Origin of the sequence: Bombella sp. ESL0378, assembly GCF_009725845.1 — a bacterium.
Taxonomy (GTDB): domain Bacteria; phylum Pseudomonadota; class Alphaproteobacteria; order Acetobacterales; family Acetobacteraceae; genus Bombella; species Bombella pollinis.
Map to the genome: position 1 here is coordinate 1 of NZ_WNIF01000008.1, position 15,835 is coordinate 15,835.

Below are 15,835 nucleotides of genomic sequence, written 5' to 3' on the forward strand. Positions count from 1 at the left end.
TCTGCAGGGAGGTCAGCTTAGCAGACTCAGCGGACATATCCGCATCAGTCAACGCACCAGACGCCGCTGTCAAAGAGTCGGCAGATTTCTGACCATAATCGCTCATGGAATCGATAAGCTTCTGGTTAGAACCAAGGTCAGAGGTGACGTTTGTCATCGCCTCAATAGCTTTCTGCACCTGCGAAATCATCTTCACGACGCCCTGCTTCGGATCAGACGCATAGGAGCCAGCAAAGCTTGCACCTGTTGCACTGGATGTCAGGAAGACGTTGCTTGTTGGGTCAGCACCAGCGGAGCCACCGGCTGTCAGGCCCAGAAGTTCTGTCAGGGTTGCACCCTGAGACACACCGGTTGTTGCAGCAATTAATGTGCCATAACCGCTCAGTGTCTGTGTGTCACCCTGCACCCCGCTGACGAATGTCAGGCTATTGGAGGTAATGCCCAGACCATCGCTTGTACCACCAGAGAGCAGGTTGATGCCCTTTGTCGTCGCGTTACGCGCGATTGTGTCGATGGATTTCATATAGCCAGTAATTTCTTTATCAAGCTGGCCAAGGGACGTAGTGCTACCAAGGTTGTTACCAACAGTGGTGACGGCGTTCTGCACATCTTGCAGAACCTTGATGATGCTGTTTGCCGCAGAGTTGGTGGCGCTCACAATCTGAGAAGCGTAGCTCAGCCCATCATTCACAGCGTTCTGACCGGAAATATCACCGCCAATCTGTGCGGAAATACCAAAAGCAGCGGGGTTATCAGACGCATTAGCGACTTTTTTACCGGTGGAGACGGCGTTCTCTGTTTTAGCAAGTTCACTCTGTGTGGTGTTCAATGTCTCCAAGGCGACCATGGAGGATGTGTTTGTGTTAATGGAAAGACTCATGGCCTTTTCTCCCTACTCATCATACGTCATGACCAACGACAAATCGTTGACAAGGCTAATAGACCACATAACCTTTACATGATTATTACACAGCTTCCCTAAAATAACTTAACCTTACCCCACTTGCACTTTTGGTTGTGCTTCACGCCCACGCATATAAGGGCGCGGGCCACGCAGGCTCCCCGGCACAGCTTGCGTAAAAGAATCGGAAAAATGCGGCACGGCCTCATTATCCCCCGCAATATCTTCCACACTTTGCACTGGCGCATTGACAGAAGCTACGGCTTGCTTTGCTTGCTCCAACACCGCCTGCTGCGCCTCCAAACGCTCTAAAAGGGCACGCGCAGCGTTAAGATGCTCTTTTAACTCTGTTTCTTGCCCTTCTACCTTCTTCAACAAAACGGCCATCGAATCGGTCGATTCTTGTGCCATTTTGTGATGGTCCATCAGGTCTTCTTCAGCATTACGCACACGCTCTAGCAAAACAGAGAGACGCTTATCGCCCTGATTAACCTCATGGCGCACACGCTCAAACATATGCGTCACTTGCTCTGTGGAGGAATCCAGCGTGGAGACCATCTCATTTAATGCCGTATAGGATTCACGGATGACACCTAGCCGCCGCACGATCAAGCGGGAACTAATAATCCCCGCTATCAAAACAATCATCAAAAGGACTTCAATAACAAGCTGACTATTTTCCAGAAACATGATGAAGTCCCTCCTGCCCTGCCATGTGATGCTCTGCTGGGATAGCCCCAAGGGAGGCTAAAAGCTCCGGTGTTAAGTCTTCTTCTGGTGGGATAAGCCGCTGGTCAATCCGTACGGCCTGCATATTATGCAACCGGCCTAATGTGCCCTCAAAAAGAGGCGTACCGTCACATTCCATACGGACATTATGTGGCGCATCTGCCTTACAAGGCAAATGCAACACGCTGCCCTTCTTTAACGCTAAGATTTGAGACAGCGGAAAGGAGCTTGATTCAAAAACAGTGGATACTGTCACACTCGTTTCCATAATCTCGGAGATGAGGTGATTTTCCCAAATTGAATCACTGCCGAAGTTTTCCCCCATAAATTGCTGCGCTAATTTCTCTCGTACAGGCTCAAACGTGGCATAGGGGATAACAATCTCCATATTCCCACTTCTATCACCCATATCAATATGAAACTTTGCCGCAATCGCTGCATTAGAGGGGCGGGCAATCACTGCAAGGCTGGAGCTAACCTCCAATCGCTCAAAAGACAAATCCACCTTACCAACTGGGGTAAATGCCTCAGCAAGGTCGGCAAGCGTAATGACTACCAATTTTTCAATCAATGCCCGCTCTAAAGCGGTATGAGGGCGGTTTTCCACCGCTTTGGCCCCACGGCCGGGGATGGCCCCCATCAAAATATCGACAATCGCGTAGGAAAGGTCAGAATCTAAAATCACCAGACCATAATTACGCCATTGCTCTGCGCGAAATACCGAGAAAAGGGAGGATGTCGGCACGCCAGACATATAATCCCCAAACCGTAAAGAGCGCATATCCTCCATCGTAATATCGACATTATCATTGGTAAAACCACGCAATGTCGAGGAGAGGAAGCGCACCAGCCTATCAAAGACATTCTCCAACATAGGCATGCGCTCATAGGCCACAAAACCGGCCTTTATGATGCGCTCCATGCCACTTTCCTCCCGCAAGGCAGAGTTGGAAAATGTATCGCCTAACATCGCATCAATAGCGGATTGGTCTAACGCGCGGTCCTCATCTACAGTCTCACCATCCCCAGAGCCGGTTGTTGCGGCTGATTCAGCCTCACCCATATCAGGCTGATCGGCTGTGGGCTGGCCTGCCTGTCCCTGCTCATCTTCATCGGCCATTAGGTCTTAATCCATCTTACTGGGTTAGAAGTTCTGTAATATAAACGTTGCTGACATTTACCGGGGCAAAGGCAACGCGCAATCGCCGCAATAAAGCCTCCCGTAGGCGATAAAACCCACTACCATGAAGGTCTTGGGGGCGGCTCTCATGCAAGTAAGTTTGGAAAATATCCTCTACCTCCGGCAAACGATCCTTGAGAGACGCCTCACTCTCTGCACCTTCAAACTCAATACTCGCTGTCATTTTGACGTAAACCGTCCGCCCCGCCCCATTATCAAGATTAGCCGTGGCAGACGGTACAGAGAGTAAAATACGCGACCCTGGGGCCTCTTTTGCCCCAGCCCCGCCATGTGCTGCGGCCTTCTCCCCGCCCTTCCCAAAGGGGAGGAGATGCGCCTGCCATGCCCCAACGCCGCCACCTACGACAAGCAACGGGATCGCTATAAGCAGGGCTAATTTCTTCTTGGATCTCCCTTTTGCCTCATCAGCAAGAGCGGCATCCTCCTCAGCCCCAGCGACAGAGGCCTCTGTCTCATCACTCATACAGCCTGACCCTCTCCTTAACCTTGGGGAACAGGCTGCATGCTCACGCCTTCACCTGCCATAGCGGTTACGCCAAAACCAGTAGATACAGGCATGCTAGATTCCCGCAGCTCTTGATGATGAGCCGCATCATACCCATCCTCTGCCCGCGCACCTAACGGAAGGAACGCCTCCTCATTCAGCCGATAGCCCATGCCCCAACTGGTGATGAAAGGCTTCTGAATCCCACGGGAACGCAATTTCTGGCGAATACGGCACACCATAACATCAATCGTCTTGCTAATAGGCTTCTCCCGCCCTGCATAAAGGGTAGAAAGAATAGCAGACTTGTTCAGCAAGCTCCCCCGGCGGCGCACCATGAGGGACATAATATCATATTCCCCTTGCGTTAAAGGCAGGATTTCATCATCCACTAAAACCTCACGCATATCTTCTTTGACAGTCAGACGACCAACATTGATGATTTGACTTGTCACGCCATGATCCATCACACGCCGGACAATGGCTTTAAGACGTGCCAAAAGCTCAACAGGCCCTACCGTAATCGGCACGCAATCATCCGCACCTGCTGCAAGCGCATCAGCGACATTATCAGCTGTTAAGTTACGCGCAATAATTAGAATAGGCAGACTAAAGCGGTTATTACGGATTGTTCTAATCAAAAGCGGGTCTGGACTTGTCTGCTGGATGACCGCCACATCAGACTGGTCATTGCGTAACGCACTTAACACACCCTCACGGCCAGAAATCCGCAAGAAGATCCCCCCCTCCGATACTGCCTCCGAAAGGGTAGAACAGGGGCGACCATCCATATTCTTCGGACTATCACCGACACAAATCAACCGCATGGCAGTTTTCCTTTTTGTCATCGTTTTACACTCCCCTGCTATCAAGACTTAACGCTAACACGACATTAAAATAACCTTGTAATCTCTAATTGCAACAAGAATATTCCTTTAATTTAAGGCCATTTTTTAGATTTCCATGCTATCCCTAGGCTTTCCCTAGCCCTTGACGTGTTTCGTAACGAGTTATGAAATAGAGCGTTAAAAGAAAACTAACGAGGCGACTCCAATTATGACCCATTGCCATCTCATCAACGGCGCAAAAGCTTTTGCCCATTCCGCAGGTCGTTTGAACCAGACATTGCAGGATTATGCTGCAACATTTCTCACCTCCTCTGGCATCAGCATCAGCCAGACAATTATTGACCATCATTATAGCATTGAGGAGGAGATAAAGGCCTTCCAAAAAGCAGATATTATCCTTTACCAATTCCCCGGTTGGTGGATGGGCACGCCATGGCCCCTTAAAAAATATATGGATGAGGTCTTCACCGAGGCTCATGGTATTTTTTACAAAAATGACGGGCGTAGTCGTCATGACCCAACCAAACTCTACGGCTCGGGGGGACTTCTGCAAGGTAAACGCTTTATGGTCTCTACGACATGGAACGCCCCGCTTGAAGCGTTTGAGGAGCCTCATCAATTCTTCCATGGTGGTGGGATTGACGCTGTTTTATTCCCTTTCTATCGCGCTCATGCCTTCCTTGGGATGGAGCGTTTGCCAACCTTCCTTGCCACTGATGTGATGAAAAACCCCGATATTGAAGCTATCACAACGGCCTATCAGCATCATTTAGAGCGTGTTATTCTAACCTTATAAGCTTCTTTATGCCCCCGACACCCCCTTGCCCCCCTTCAAGCAGCCATCACGTGCCATTGCACAGGGTCGGTTACTCATACTGCGTTCGACTTCCTCACACTCTATCGGACCGAAACAGTAACCGACCCTGTCCTTGTTGTGTATGAGCCGCGCATCTACATCGTTGTGCAAGGGGAGAAGGTGCTCTATCTGCATAACCGCCCTATTCTCTATGATGAGAGCCACTATCTCATCTCTACATTGAACCTTCCCGTCTCTGGGCAAATCACACGTGCCTCTGCCTCTGCGCCCTATCTAGCCCTTTGCATCAGCTTCACCTCACTTGAAATGCGAGAGCTATTGCATGATATCGAAGCCGCCTCCCCCTCCCAGACAGCCCTAGCATCCTCTAAATCTTCTTATGCCCCACCCTCCCCCGCAATGGGCTTGAGCAATATTACAAACGATATTCTGGATACATTGCTTAGGCTTGTTAGATTATTAGACAAGGACAAAAACGATCTTTTCTTAGCCAAACTTTACAAAAAGGACCTTCTCTATCACTTCCTACAAGGCCAACAAGGCCATGTTTTGCGTGAGATTGCTCATAATCAAAGTGACCTCTCACGCATTAATCGTGCCCTCATTCATTTGCGTCATCATTTCCATGAGCCTTTTGAGATTCATGACCTCGTCACAATTGCAGGCATGGGGCAATCCAGCTTTTACAAACGCTTTAGCGCAGTAACAGGGATGACGCCCGTCCAATATCGGACAAAACTTCGCCTTCAAGAAGCGCGCCGCCTTATGGTGCATGAAGATGTTGGAGCCGCTCAAGCGAGCTTTTTAGTCGGGTATGAAAGCCCCTCTCATTTTAGCCGTGATTACAAACGCACTTTCGGACGCTCCCCTCGCGCAGACCTTCATCATATCCGCACAATCGGAATAGAGACTTATAAACGCCAGCATGAAGATGTCTGGTTCTAATGCAAAGCTACCCTCCTCTCTCTTGCATTGAACATATACTTCTTTCGCCATAAGCTGCTAAATGTTTAATGGTTCACAATATTATACCCCCCGTGATGAAGGATCATGGCTATGCGTACTGTCGGTTTTGCCTGCACCTCCGCTGAGGATACACTCAACCCCTTCCATTTTGACCGCCGCAACCCTCGCCCCAACGATGTTGTGATGGAAATTCTCTATTGCGGTGTTTGTCATTCCGACCTGCATTGGGTCCGCAATGACTGGGGCCATACACCCTACCCTGCTATACCAGGCCATGAGATTATTGGCCGTGTCATCGAGACAGGCCCGGATGTAACCCGCCATAAGATTGGCGATATTGTAGCCGTCGGCTGCATGGTCGATAGTTGCCAAAATTGTGACCAATGCCGCAAAGGGGAGGAGCAATATTGCCGCGAGGGGCAAAAGCATCCCATCGGCATGAATGGCGTTTATGGCGGTATTGATGTGGTGGACAACACCCCCAATATGGGCGGTTATTCCAAACATCTTGTTGTCCGGCAGGAATTCGCCCTTAAAGTCCCCAAAGGGTTGGACATCTCCAAGGCAGCACCGCTCCTTTGTGCGGGCATCACCACATGGTCGCCCCTACGCACCTGCCAAGTAGGGCCGGGTACGCGCGTTGCTGTTATCGGCCTTGGCGGGCTAGGCCAAATGGCTGTAAAACTAGCCGTAGCACTCGGTGCGGAAGTTACTGTCATTTCCCGCAGTGATAAAAAAGAACAAGACGCCCTCGCCATTGGCGCTGACAAGCTTTTAGCATCCAGCAATGACAAGGCCATGCAGGCAGCCGTCAATAGCTTCGACCTCATTATTGATACCATCCCTGTCGAGCATGACATCACCCCCTACCTCCCCTTATTGGATGTAGATGGGACATTCTCCATGGTGGGGCAGATTGGCCCATTACCTACCACCACCACCCTACCGCTCGTCTATGGTCGTCGTCGTATTACTGGTTCCCTCGTTGGCGGCATCCGTGAAACGCAAGAATTGCTGAATTTCTGTGCCCGTAAAAACATCCTGCCCGACACCAAAACCGTTGCCATGCAGGATATTAATGACGTTTTTAAAGAACTCGAAAAAGGCGATACGCATTATCGCTTTGTCATTGATATGAGCACGTTAAAGGCTGACTAAACGACTTCACCTGCCCCGCCATATTGGTTGGCGGGGCAGTACCTTTTTAGACGCCTTCTAAAATAGCCCGCAAGTAAGGCCCAGTGCGGCTAGCAGGGTCCTGCGCTACATCCTCTGGTGGACCAGCAGCAATAATCTGCCCGCCTTTCTCCCCACTGCCAGGGCCAATATCAATCACCCAATCACTCGCTGCCGCAACGCGCATATTATGCTCGGTCACGACCACGCTATGGCCTTGCTCCACAAGCGTTTGCAGCTGCCCTAAAAGCCGGTCTGTATCTGAGGGATGCAACCCTGTTGTGGGCTCATCCAAAATATACAGCATAGAGGCTGACCGCCGCTTTTGCAGCTCTGTCGCCAATTTGAGACGCTGCGCTTCCCCACCAGATAGTTCCGGCGCGGGCTGACCAAGGCGAAGATACCCTAACCCAGATTGCACCAATGTATCTAACCCACGGGCCAAGATCCCCCCGCCTGCAAAGAAGCTACAAGCCTCATCCACCGTCATTGCCAGCACATCAGCGATGTTTTTATTCCGCAGCGTGATGGCGAGAACCTCATCCTTATACCGTGCCCCATGACAAACCGGGCACGGGGCCTCCACACCGGGCATAAAAAGCAACCCGACCGAGACCGTCCCCAACCCCTCGCAATGCGGGCATCGCCCTTTTGCGACATTGAAGCTAAAGCTACTTTCATCCAACTTTGCCGCGCAGGCAGCATCGGTTGCAGCAAAAAGCTTGCGAATATGGTCGAAAATACCCGTATATGTCGCCAGATTAGAGCGTGACGTCCGCCCAATGGGCTTTTGCGTTATCACAGCCAGACGCTTCACATGCTCCAACCCTGCGATAATCTGCCCTTCCGGCTGCGCCTCCACAGCCTCACCCACTAGCGGTGCGGTCTCATCATCCTCTTGCCGCTCATCCGTTTCCTCAATCGCCTGACCTAGCGCGCGGCTGACCAAACTCACAAGGGCCTGACTCACCAAGCTCGATTTACCGGAGCCAGACACACCCGTCACGCTCACCAACACACCCAGCGGCAACTTTAACGAGAGATTCTGCATGTTCCGCCATGTAATGTTCTCTATCTGAAGCCACCGCTCTATAGGCCGCCTAGAGCCACATTCCAAAGGTGGCGGGGCAAATAGATAAGGCCGCGTACGGGAGGCCTCCACCTGCCGTAAACCATCCGGCGGGCCGCTATAAAGCACCTGCCCCCCATGACGGCCCGCACCGGGACCAATATCCACAAGCCAATCAGCATGACGCATCACCACCGGGTCATGCTCCACAATAAGGAGGGAGTTCCCCGCCTTGGGCAACCGGCCTAACACATTCAAAAGCGATTCAATATCCGCAGGATGCAGCCCTGCGGCAGGCTCATCCAATACATAAGCCACACCGAACAAAGCGGAATGAACCTGCGTACCCAGCCGCAAGCGTTGATATTCACCGGGGGAGAGACTATCCACAGCGCGGTCCGTTTGAAGGTACCCTAGCCCCAGCTCCAACAAAATCTCCAACCGCTTCATTAAAGCCGTGCCAATCTCCTCAATCACACGGCCTTGAGCATCACTCAGTTGATTTTCTGCAAGCTGGTCCTTCAGCACATGATAAAGCTGCTCTAAAGGCAGGTGAGACAGGGCCGCAATATCCTGCCCCCCAAAGGTCACAGCAAGAGCTTCAGGCTTTAGACGCGCCCCATGACACACAGGGCAGCGCGTCGCCTGCATGAAGGATGCCGCACGGGCGCGCATTTTTGCACTTTTAGAGCCATGGAAGCTCTGCATCACATAGCGGCGCGCACTCGCGAAAGTTCCCTGATAGGTTGCAGGCTCTCCCCGTTTGATAGCCGCTTGGCTCTCAGCATAATTCAACCCCCGATAGATAGGCTCGGTTGGGGTTTCATCCGTATAGAGTATCCACTCCCGGGTAGCTTTGGGCAGGTCTTGCCATGGTGTGTCGAGGTCTATCCCACGCATCATAAGGATGTCCCGCAGATTCTGCCCCTGCCACGCACCGGGCCAAGCCGCTACGGCTTTTTCCCGCAGGGTCAAGGTCGGATCGGGCACCATCCTTTCTTCCACAACATCATAGAGCCATCCCGTACCTTGGCAACGCGGGCACGCCCCCTGCGGGGTGTTAGCGGAGAAGTCGTCACTCTCCAGCATAGGCGCATCAGCGGGATAAGTACCCGCACGGGAATAGAGCATCCGCAATAGATTAGAGAGTGTTGTCACACTCCCCACAGAGGACCGGCTACTTGTCCCCGCCTGCTGCTGAAGCGCAATGACAGGCGGTAGCCCCTCGATATTACGGATTTTTGGCGGGGGTAGCTGATGGAACAAACGCCGCGCATAGGGGGCGACTGTCTCCAAATAACGCCGCTGTGCCTCGGCATACAACGTCCCAAATGCCAGAGAGGACTTCCCCGACCCAGACACGCCAGTAAACACCACTAGACAACCCCGTGGAACCTCCAACGAGACATCCTTTAAATTATGCTCTTGCGCGCCTTCTATACGAATCATGTTTGTGAGGGCCTTTTGATGATGTGATAATGACGATCCTGCCATATAGCCTCCCAACCCTGCGCGAACGAGGCGGGAAGACTAGCATATTCTATATCAACCTGATGCCTGTAAAATAGCACCTCTGACCTCAGGCAAATATCTTTCTATCGAACGAAATAAACTGATACAGTCAATTCTATTAAGGAGGAGGTTTTTTCAAATGACTAAAAATTACGAATGGGCTGGCCCAAATGCAAATGTAGCCGAAGTCCTTAATAAATACTGCTACGGAAGCAGCAAACCTCCCTTCGCCTTAATGCTAAATGGCCCATGGGGTTGCGGTAAAACATGGCTCGTGAAACGTCTTTTTGACAAAAAGAGGACGGACCGTGAATCGGATAGTGAGCTAAACATGATCTATGTATCCCTCTATGGGATGCAGAATGCCGAGGAAATAACACAAGCCATCTATGTCGCCATGCACCCCATACTTGGCGGCAAGATTGGAGAACTAGGAAAAACCGTTTTTAAAGGCTTGTTGAAAAGTACTTTAAAGATTGATTTATACCATTTAGATGACAATAAAACTGACCTCTCAGTTATTCTAGGTATGTCTGGAGAGACAAAGAGCAAAGACAAAATATTCAAAAAGCGTATTCTAGTCCTCGATGATGTAGAACGAGCAAAAATGCCCGTATCCGACATATTAGCTCTCGTGCAGCCTTTGGTAGAATCACATGAAAACCGCGTTATTCTCGTTGCTAATGAAAAAGAAATTGCTACTGATGATAATGAAGAAAGAAAGCGTTATGAACGTACAAAGGAAAAGACCGTTTACCTTACATTACGGGTACAACCGGATATTAAAAGTACTTGGAAAGATGTTATTGAATCTGAATTCAAAAAAGATCTCAAAAAATCTGAAGACAAAGATAATTTTGGAAAATTTCTATTAGAAAATGAAAATAATTTCATTGATTTTTTTGAAAAAACAAATGTAGAAAACATTAGGATTCTACAACTTTTCTTATCTTCTGGAAAATACTTATTTCCATCCTTTAAGGGAAAACAGGAGGATAATAACAATATAATTTTTGATATCCTCTGCCTATTATATGTACTTCTCATAGAAAAAAATATACATGGAAGAACATATGATGATATTGAAAAAATAGTTGGTCCCATTTCCAAAGAAGACGTAAATAATGATTCGTACTCAAAAACACGCGAAAGTAATTATTTCAACCTATTAAAGGTATATAGAATGTTAAATGAATCTATATACTACCTTCTAGAAAAGGGAATCCTTAACAAGGAAGACTTTGAAGATAATCTTTCCTATTTTATTCACAATAGAACAACCCCTATATGGAAAAGGATCTCAGCTTTTATTTATGAAAAACCCTCCGATACACATTATGATTCCCTAATTGGAAAATTTCGTTCATATCTCGAAAAAGAAACTGCAGAAAACGATAAGGAACTGCTTCATGTTTGTGACGTTTATTTTATGCTAAAAAACATGAAGATAAACAGTTTTAATGATATAGACTCTGCTACTCTCTTAGAAAAATACACTAAAAGATATTGCGACTCGCTTTTATCAAAAGAAATCGCTTCTCTTACCCAAAATGACATCTGGAATGTAAAAGATTATTTTTGGGAATTTCATAAAGAAAATATCAGCAAAATCAAAAAAATAAATGACATCTTGTCCTGTAAAAAAAAGAAATACCTTCTTAAAAAAATTAAGGACTATTTTGAGGAAAAAATAAAAAACAATCAACCTTTTGAAATTACGAACCTTTTCTTACAAAGACGTTTCCCCACAGACGATAATCCCTTCCTTCATAATATCGATCCTGACAAATTTCTGGAATGCATAGATCAACTACCAACAGGCTCAGAACAGAATAAAATCTTCCGAGAACTCTACTTCCGCTTCCAAGAAGCTAAAAACAAAGAATGGCAAAACGAAAAAGAATGGTTTGAAACAATCATCCAAAAACTTCGGGAAAAAGCAGATGACGCTACTACTCATCCTTTTATAAAACGCTTAACAGAACTGCACCTCAAAACACTGGAAGAAGGTCCACGAAAACCCCTGACCGACTAAAAACTACATAATTTTCCAAGAAAAACACCTGGTGGAGGGGGTTGGATTCGAACCAACGTAGGCGTACGCCAGCGGATTTACAGTCCGCCCCCTTTAGCCACTCGGGCACCCCTCCGTACTCAGGTTGGCCGTGTGATAATACGCATTTGGGGCTATGTCAATGCGTGGTTAAAGGATTATATAGGCAATTATGGCTAAAAAATCATCCTCCCGCCGTGTGGCTTTGCCAGAGGCGCAAAATCTCTCCCGCAATCGCTCCCGCCGCAGCACGACCAAGCACGGGGCTCCCGCTACTGGCAAGGGTTATTGGCTCTATGGTCAACATGCTGTGGAGGCCGCGCTCCTCAACCCTGCGCGCATTATTTACGCCCTGCTTGCCACCAAAGAGGCCGAGGCTGCCCTTCCCCAAACAGCGCATCAACCGCGCATCGTCAGCCGGGAGGAGCTAGATGCCCTCTGCGGTAAAGAGGCCGTGCATCAAGGGGTGTGCCTCAATGTCGAGCCGTTGGAAAACCCGGCTCTTGTGGATGTGATCGACCGCCCCGGCCCTATCCTTGTATTGGACCAAGTAACAGACCCGCGCAATATCGGGGCCATTCTACGCTCTGCCGCCGCTTTTGGGGCCGCTGCTCTCATCGTGCAAGACCGTCACACACCTGATGAAACCGGGACTATGGCCAAAGCGGCCTCTGGCGGATTGGATATTGTGCCCATCATTCGGGAAACGAATATCTCCCGCACGCTGCAAAGCTTACAAAAAGCGGGCTTCTGGGTCGTGGGGTTAGATGCTGGTGGGACGCGCTTAGACCGCACCCAGCTTGGTCAACGCCGTGTGGCTCTCGTTCTAGGGGCCGAGGGGGCAGGGCTACGCCGCCTAACACGAGAGACGTGTGATGAGATTGCCTCCATTTACATGTCTGGCCCGATGGAGAGCCTAAATGTCTCCAATGCTTCTGCGGTGGCCCTATACGAGCTGACCCGCCCCCTCAGCTAACAGCTGCCATATAAAATGGGGTGGTGCCAGAAAACCCAGCACCACCCCATCATTATACTTTATGGCCTGCTTTTACTTGGCAAACGGATAATCCGTATAGCCTTTCGCCCCAATCGGGCCGTACCATGTGGCCATATCATCTTGTTGAAACGGTAAATCCTCCTTCAAGCGGCGCACGAGGTCCGGGTTAGCAATATAGGCGCGCCCAAAGCTGATAGCATCTGCCTTGCCTTCTGCCACGGCCTTCAGAGCTTCATCACGCGTATATTCCTGATTCAGCACCAGCGGACGGGTGAACACCTTGCGGATTTCTGGCGATAATTTAGGCTGCTCTGTAGCCCCGCCAAAGGTGAAGGTGCTGGAAGGATTAGATTCACGCAGCTCCAGCCATGCCACACCGAGGTCATTCAACATCTTCGCTGCCGGGATAAAGACAGTTTCCGGCTTGCTATCTATCGTGCCCTGCACCTCGCCATTCGGGGAGAGACGAACACCGACATGCTCGGCCCCAACTTCCTTAATGACAGCTTCCGTCACCTCACGCAGCAGACGCAGACGATTCTCGACAGACCCACCATAAGCATCCGTCCGATGGTTCGTGCCATCACGCAAGAACTCATCAAGCAGATAACCATTGGCAGAGTGAATCTGCACACCATCGAACCCGGCTTTCATCGCATTGCGCGCAGCCTTGATGTAATCCTCAATGATGCCCGGAATCTCATCCAAACGTAGCGCACGGGCCTCCTCATAAGGGGCCTTGCCCTCATATGTATGGATGTGCCCCGGTGCTGTGGAAGGAGACGGTGCCACCGGCTGCTCCCCCGTTGTGGAGGAATGGACCATCCGCCCCATATGCCAAAGCTGGCAGACAATCTTACCGCCCTTCTCATGCACGGCATCGGTGACGGCCTTCCAGCCCTTTACCTGCGCGTCATTCCAAATGCCTGTAGCATAGGCCCAGCCAAGCCCTTGGCGAGAAATCCCCACAGCCTCGGAGATAATCAGCCCGGCGGTCGCCCGCTGTGCGTAATATTCCGCCATGATAGGTGTCGGCACAGCATCTTTGCCCGCCCGTGCCCGGGTAAGCGGTGCCATAACAACACGATTAGCCGCCTTAATAGCCCCAAAAGAGATAGGCTCAAACAACGTTGCCATAACGTCCTCCTTTAACAAACATGAAGAGAAACGTCCCTTCTGCCGTTGAGGCTAACACAGGCTTATTGTTCCATCAATATAGAACTACAATCTTGACAAAACACCCTCCGACTCCCGATACAGAGAGGCATGGCCACGTTATATCATCACCCTGCCCCAGAGGAGGTTGCCCTCCTCCCGCTCCTCCGCGCTATAGCGGACCCGGTGCGTCTGGGCATTATCTATCATTTATACAATTTGGGGGAAGCAAACTGCACAACCCTCCTCCGCGGGCGTCCTAAATCCAGCATGTCACATCATTTTCAAGTGTTGCGCGAGGTAGGGATTTTGCACACGCGGGTAGAAGGGGTCCAACATCGCAACACATTACGCCTTACGATGTTGGAGGAACGCTTCCCCGGCTTGATGAGCAGTATTTTACGCGCTTATCCCGCTTATGAGGAAGAGACCCTAGGGTGACGTAGGATGTGTCATTGTTAATTCTGCAATGATGCGTGCCTGCTCCGGGCTCCATAACACGATGCGCATATTGCCTTGCTCATCCTTTAACATCACGGCCAAGGCCCCATCAGGGCGAGCGGACATCATCGTCACCTGCTCGCCTACACGGCGCGGTAGGCTTAATAAAGCAGGACCAGAAAGGGATGAAGAAAGAGCTGGAGCCTCCTGCCTCACCACAGGGGTAGGGGCATGATGAACAATGCGGTAAATAATAATCCCCACCAAGGCGGCCGCCCCTACAATAATCATCACCCCCATGATAATCACCGCCGCCACTAACGCACGCGGCGGGCGCGGCGGGACACTCTCGCTGTTTGTTGTGGATTCGGCTAGGGTAGGCGGCATGTCTGATGTTTCCATTCCCGATTCTCTCTCTGCTGATGCAGCCATGCTTTACGCCTTCACGATTCAGCAAGGCCAAGCAGGACAACGAGCCGACCGTATGTTGGCCGATGCCATTGGGACATTATCCCGCTCTCGCGTTAAAACCTTAATTGAGACAGGCTACCTTACCTGCAACGGCTCCCCACGGCGAGACCCTTCCTTCACCTTACGAGAAGGAATGACGCTAGAACTCCACCTCCCCCCGCCAGAGCCTGCCCGCCCACAAGCTGAGAGCATCCCCTTGGATATTCTTTTTGAGGATAGGGACCTCATCGTCTTGAACAAACCTGCCGGATTGGTGGTCCATCCCGCCCCCGGGAATGAAACGGGGACCCTTGTAAATGCCCTCCTCGGCCATTGCGGGCCTGATTTTGAGGGCATTGGAGGAGAGAAACGACCCGGAATCGTGCACCGTTTAGACAAAGATACATCTGGCGTGATGGTCGTTGCGAAAACCCCCCTCGCTCATGAAGCGCTCTCCGAAGCCTTTGCTACCCGCACGATGGAGCGCGCCTATCTTGCGCTCGCATGGGGGATTCTCCCACCTGCTGGTGAGTTTGAAGGGGCTATCGGCCGCGATAAACGGGACCGCAAACGCATGGCCGTTGTTATCCAAGGGGGAAAGCAGGCCCTAACGCGTTATAAAACAAAAGAAACATTTCATAACGCCGTCTCCCTTGTGGAGTGCCGCTTAGCAACGGGGCGTACGCATCAAATCCGTGTGCATCTCTCTCATAATGGGCATCCTTTATTAGGCGACCCTGTTTATCTTCGTCGCATCCCCGCTGCGGCGCGCAAACTCCCCGTGACACTGCGCGATGAAGCGTTGGACTTTCCCCGCCAAGCCCTCCATGCCGCAACACTCGGTTTTACACATCCCCGCACACGGGAAATGCTGCATTTTACCGCCCCTTTGCCGGAGGATTTTCAGGCATTAATGGGGAGCCTTAAAGCATAATTCATCAATATAACTTTTTCTTAAGTTTAACATTTCGATGAAAACGATTAAAAGAATAGAACCTGTAGGAGTCCTAAATGCAGCGCATGCCTCCACTGCCTT

Annotated in this window: 15 protein-coding genes and 1 tRNA gene; 7 read left to right on the top strand and 9 right to left on the bottom strand. The window is 50.4% G+C overall.

Annotated features, from left to right (window positions below):
• The 5 genes from GM556_RS06470 to GM556_RS06490 form a co-directional block, all read right to left on the bottom strand.
• A partial coding sequence (locus GM556_RS06470) for a flagellin (RefSeq protein WP_155579610.1) occupies positions 1-880 on the bottom strand: 880 nt, incomplete at its 3' end.
• Positions 881-994: 114 nt separating this feature from the next.
• Entirely contained in the window at positions 995-1,591 is a 597-nt protein-coding gene (locus tag GM556_RS06475; protein WP_155573760.1) for a hypothetical protein, read from the bottom strand.
• Entirely contained in the window at positions 1,575-2,750 is a 1,176-nt protein-coding gene (gene fliM, locus GM556_RS06480; protein WP_155579611.1) for a flagellar motor switch protein FliM, read from the bottom strand. The genes GM556_RS06475 and fliM overlap by 17 nt, the downstream gene beginning before the upstream one ends.
• Before the next feature lie 16 nt (positions 2,751-2,766).
• The gene (locus tag GM556_RS06485; protein ID WP_155573762.1) at positions 2,767-3,294 is read right to left on the bottom strand and encodes a flagellar basal body-associated FliL family protein; all 528 of its coding nucleotides are present in this window, start codon (positions 3,292-3,294) and stop codon (positions 2,767-2,769) included.
• A gap of 17 nt (positions 3,295-3,311) precedes the next feature.
• Entirely contained in the window at positions 3,312-4,142 is an 831-nt protein-coding gene (locus GM556_RS06490) for a response regulator transcription factor (protein WP_196424783.1), read from the bottom strand.
• Positions 4,143-4,371: 229 nt separating this feature from the next.
• On the opposite strand from GM556_RS06490, the gene GM556_RS06495 reads away from it, so the two are divergent.
• The 3 genes from GM556_RS06495 to GM556_RS06505 all read left to right on the top strand — a co-directional run bounded on the left by GM556_RS06495 (position 4,372) and on the right by GM556_RS06505 (position 7,104).
• Complete coding sequence (locus GM556_RS06495) at positions 4,372-4,959, top strand: NAD(P)H-dependent oxidoreductase (RefSeq protein WP_155579612.1); 588 nt, start codon at positions 4,372-4,374, stop codon at positions 4,957-4,959.
• A gap of 45 nt (positions 4,960-5,004) precedes the next feature.
• Positions 5,005-5,925 (top strand): AraC family transcriptional regulator N-terminal domain-containing protein, encoded by a 921-nt coding sequence (locus GM556_RS08805; protein ID WP_370513608.1) that lies wholly within the window; start codon positions 5,005-5,007, stop codon positions 5,923-5,925.
• Between the two features lie 111 nt (positions 5,926-6,036).
• Positions 6,037-7,104, top strand: a complete 1,068-nt coding sequence (locus GM556_RS06505; RefSeq protein WP_155579667.1) for an NAD(P)-dependent alcohol dehydrogenase — start codon at positions 6,037-6,039, stop codon at positions 7,102-7,104.
• 46 nt (positions 7,105-7,150) lie between these two features.
• Here GM556_RS06505 and GM556_RS06510 read toward each other — a convergent pair whose 3' ends face one another.
• The gene (locus GM556_RS06510; RefSeq protein ID WP_155579614.1) at positions 7,151-9,685 is read right to left on the bottom strand and encodes an excinuclease ABC subunit UvrA; all 2,535 of its coding nucleotides are present in this window, start codon (positions 9,683-9,685) and stop codon (positions 7,151-7,153) included.
• 157 nt (positions 9,686-9,842) lie between these two features.
• Here GM556_RS06510 and GM556_RS06515 point away from each other — a divergent pair, with 157 nt between their 5' ends.
• Complete coding sequence (locus tag GM556_RS06515) at positions 9,843-11,738, top strand: P-loop NTPase fold protein (protein ID WP_155579615.1); 1,896 nt, start codon at positions 9,843-9,845, stop codon at positions 11,736-11,738.
• A gap of 29 nt (positions 11,739-11,767) precedes the next feature.
• Here the strand turns inward: GM556_RS06515 and GM556_RS06520 are convergent.
• Positions 11,768-11,853 (bottom strand) — tRNA-Tyr (locus GM556_RS06520).
• Between the two features lie 75 nt (positions 11,854-11,928).
• Here GM556_RS06520 and rlmB point away from each other — a divergent pair.
• Positions 11,929-12,732 carry a 23S rRNA (guanosine(2251)-2'-O)-methyltransferase RlmB gene (rlmB, locus tag GM556_RS06525; protein WP_155579616.1) on the top strand — a complete coding sequence of 268 codons (804 nt, stop codon included), beginning with the start codon at positions 11,929-11,931 and terminating at the stop codon, positions 12,730-12,732.
• 72 nt (positions 12,733-12,804) lie between these two features.
• Here rlmB and GM556_RS06530 read toward each other — a convergent pair whose 3' ends face one another.
• On the bottom strand, positions 12,805-13,890 hold the full coding sequence (locus GM556_RS06530) for an alkene reductase (protein ID WP_155579617.1): 1,086 nt from the start codon (positions 13,888-13,890) through the stop codon (positions 12,805-12,807).
• Positions 13,891-14,019: 129 nt separating this feature from the next.
• Between GM556_RS06530 and GM556_RS06535 the strand changes: the two genes are divergently transcribed.
• On the top strand, positions 14,020-14,349 hold the full coding sequence (locus GM556_RS06535) for a helix-turn-helix transcriptional regulator (RefSeq protein WP_155573770.1): 330 nt from the start codon (positions 14,020-14,022) through the stop codon (positions 14,347-14,349).
• Here GM556_RS06535 and GM556_RS06540 read toward each other — a convergent pair.
• A complete protein-coding gene (locus GM556_RS06540) occupies positions 14,341-14,751 on the bottom strand; it encodes a hypothetical protein (RefSeq protein ID WP_155579618.1) in 411 nt (136 codons plus the stop codon). The two genes, GM556_RS06535 and GM556_RS06540, sit on opposite strands and share 9 nt — an antisense overlap.
• Here GM556_RS06540 and GM556_RS06545 point away from each other — a divergent pair.
• Entirely contained in the window at positions 14,735-15,733 is a 999-nt protein-coding gene (locus GM556_RS06545) for an RluA family pseudouridine synthase (protein WP_155579619.1), read from the top strand. The two genes, GM556_RS06540 and GM556_RS06545, sit on opposite strands and share 17 nt — an antisense overlap.
• Positions 15,734-15,835 lie beyond the last annotated feature (102 nt).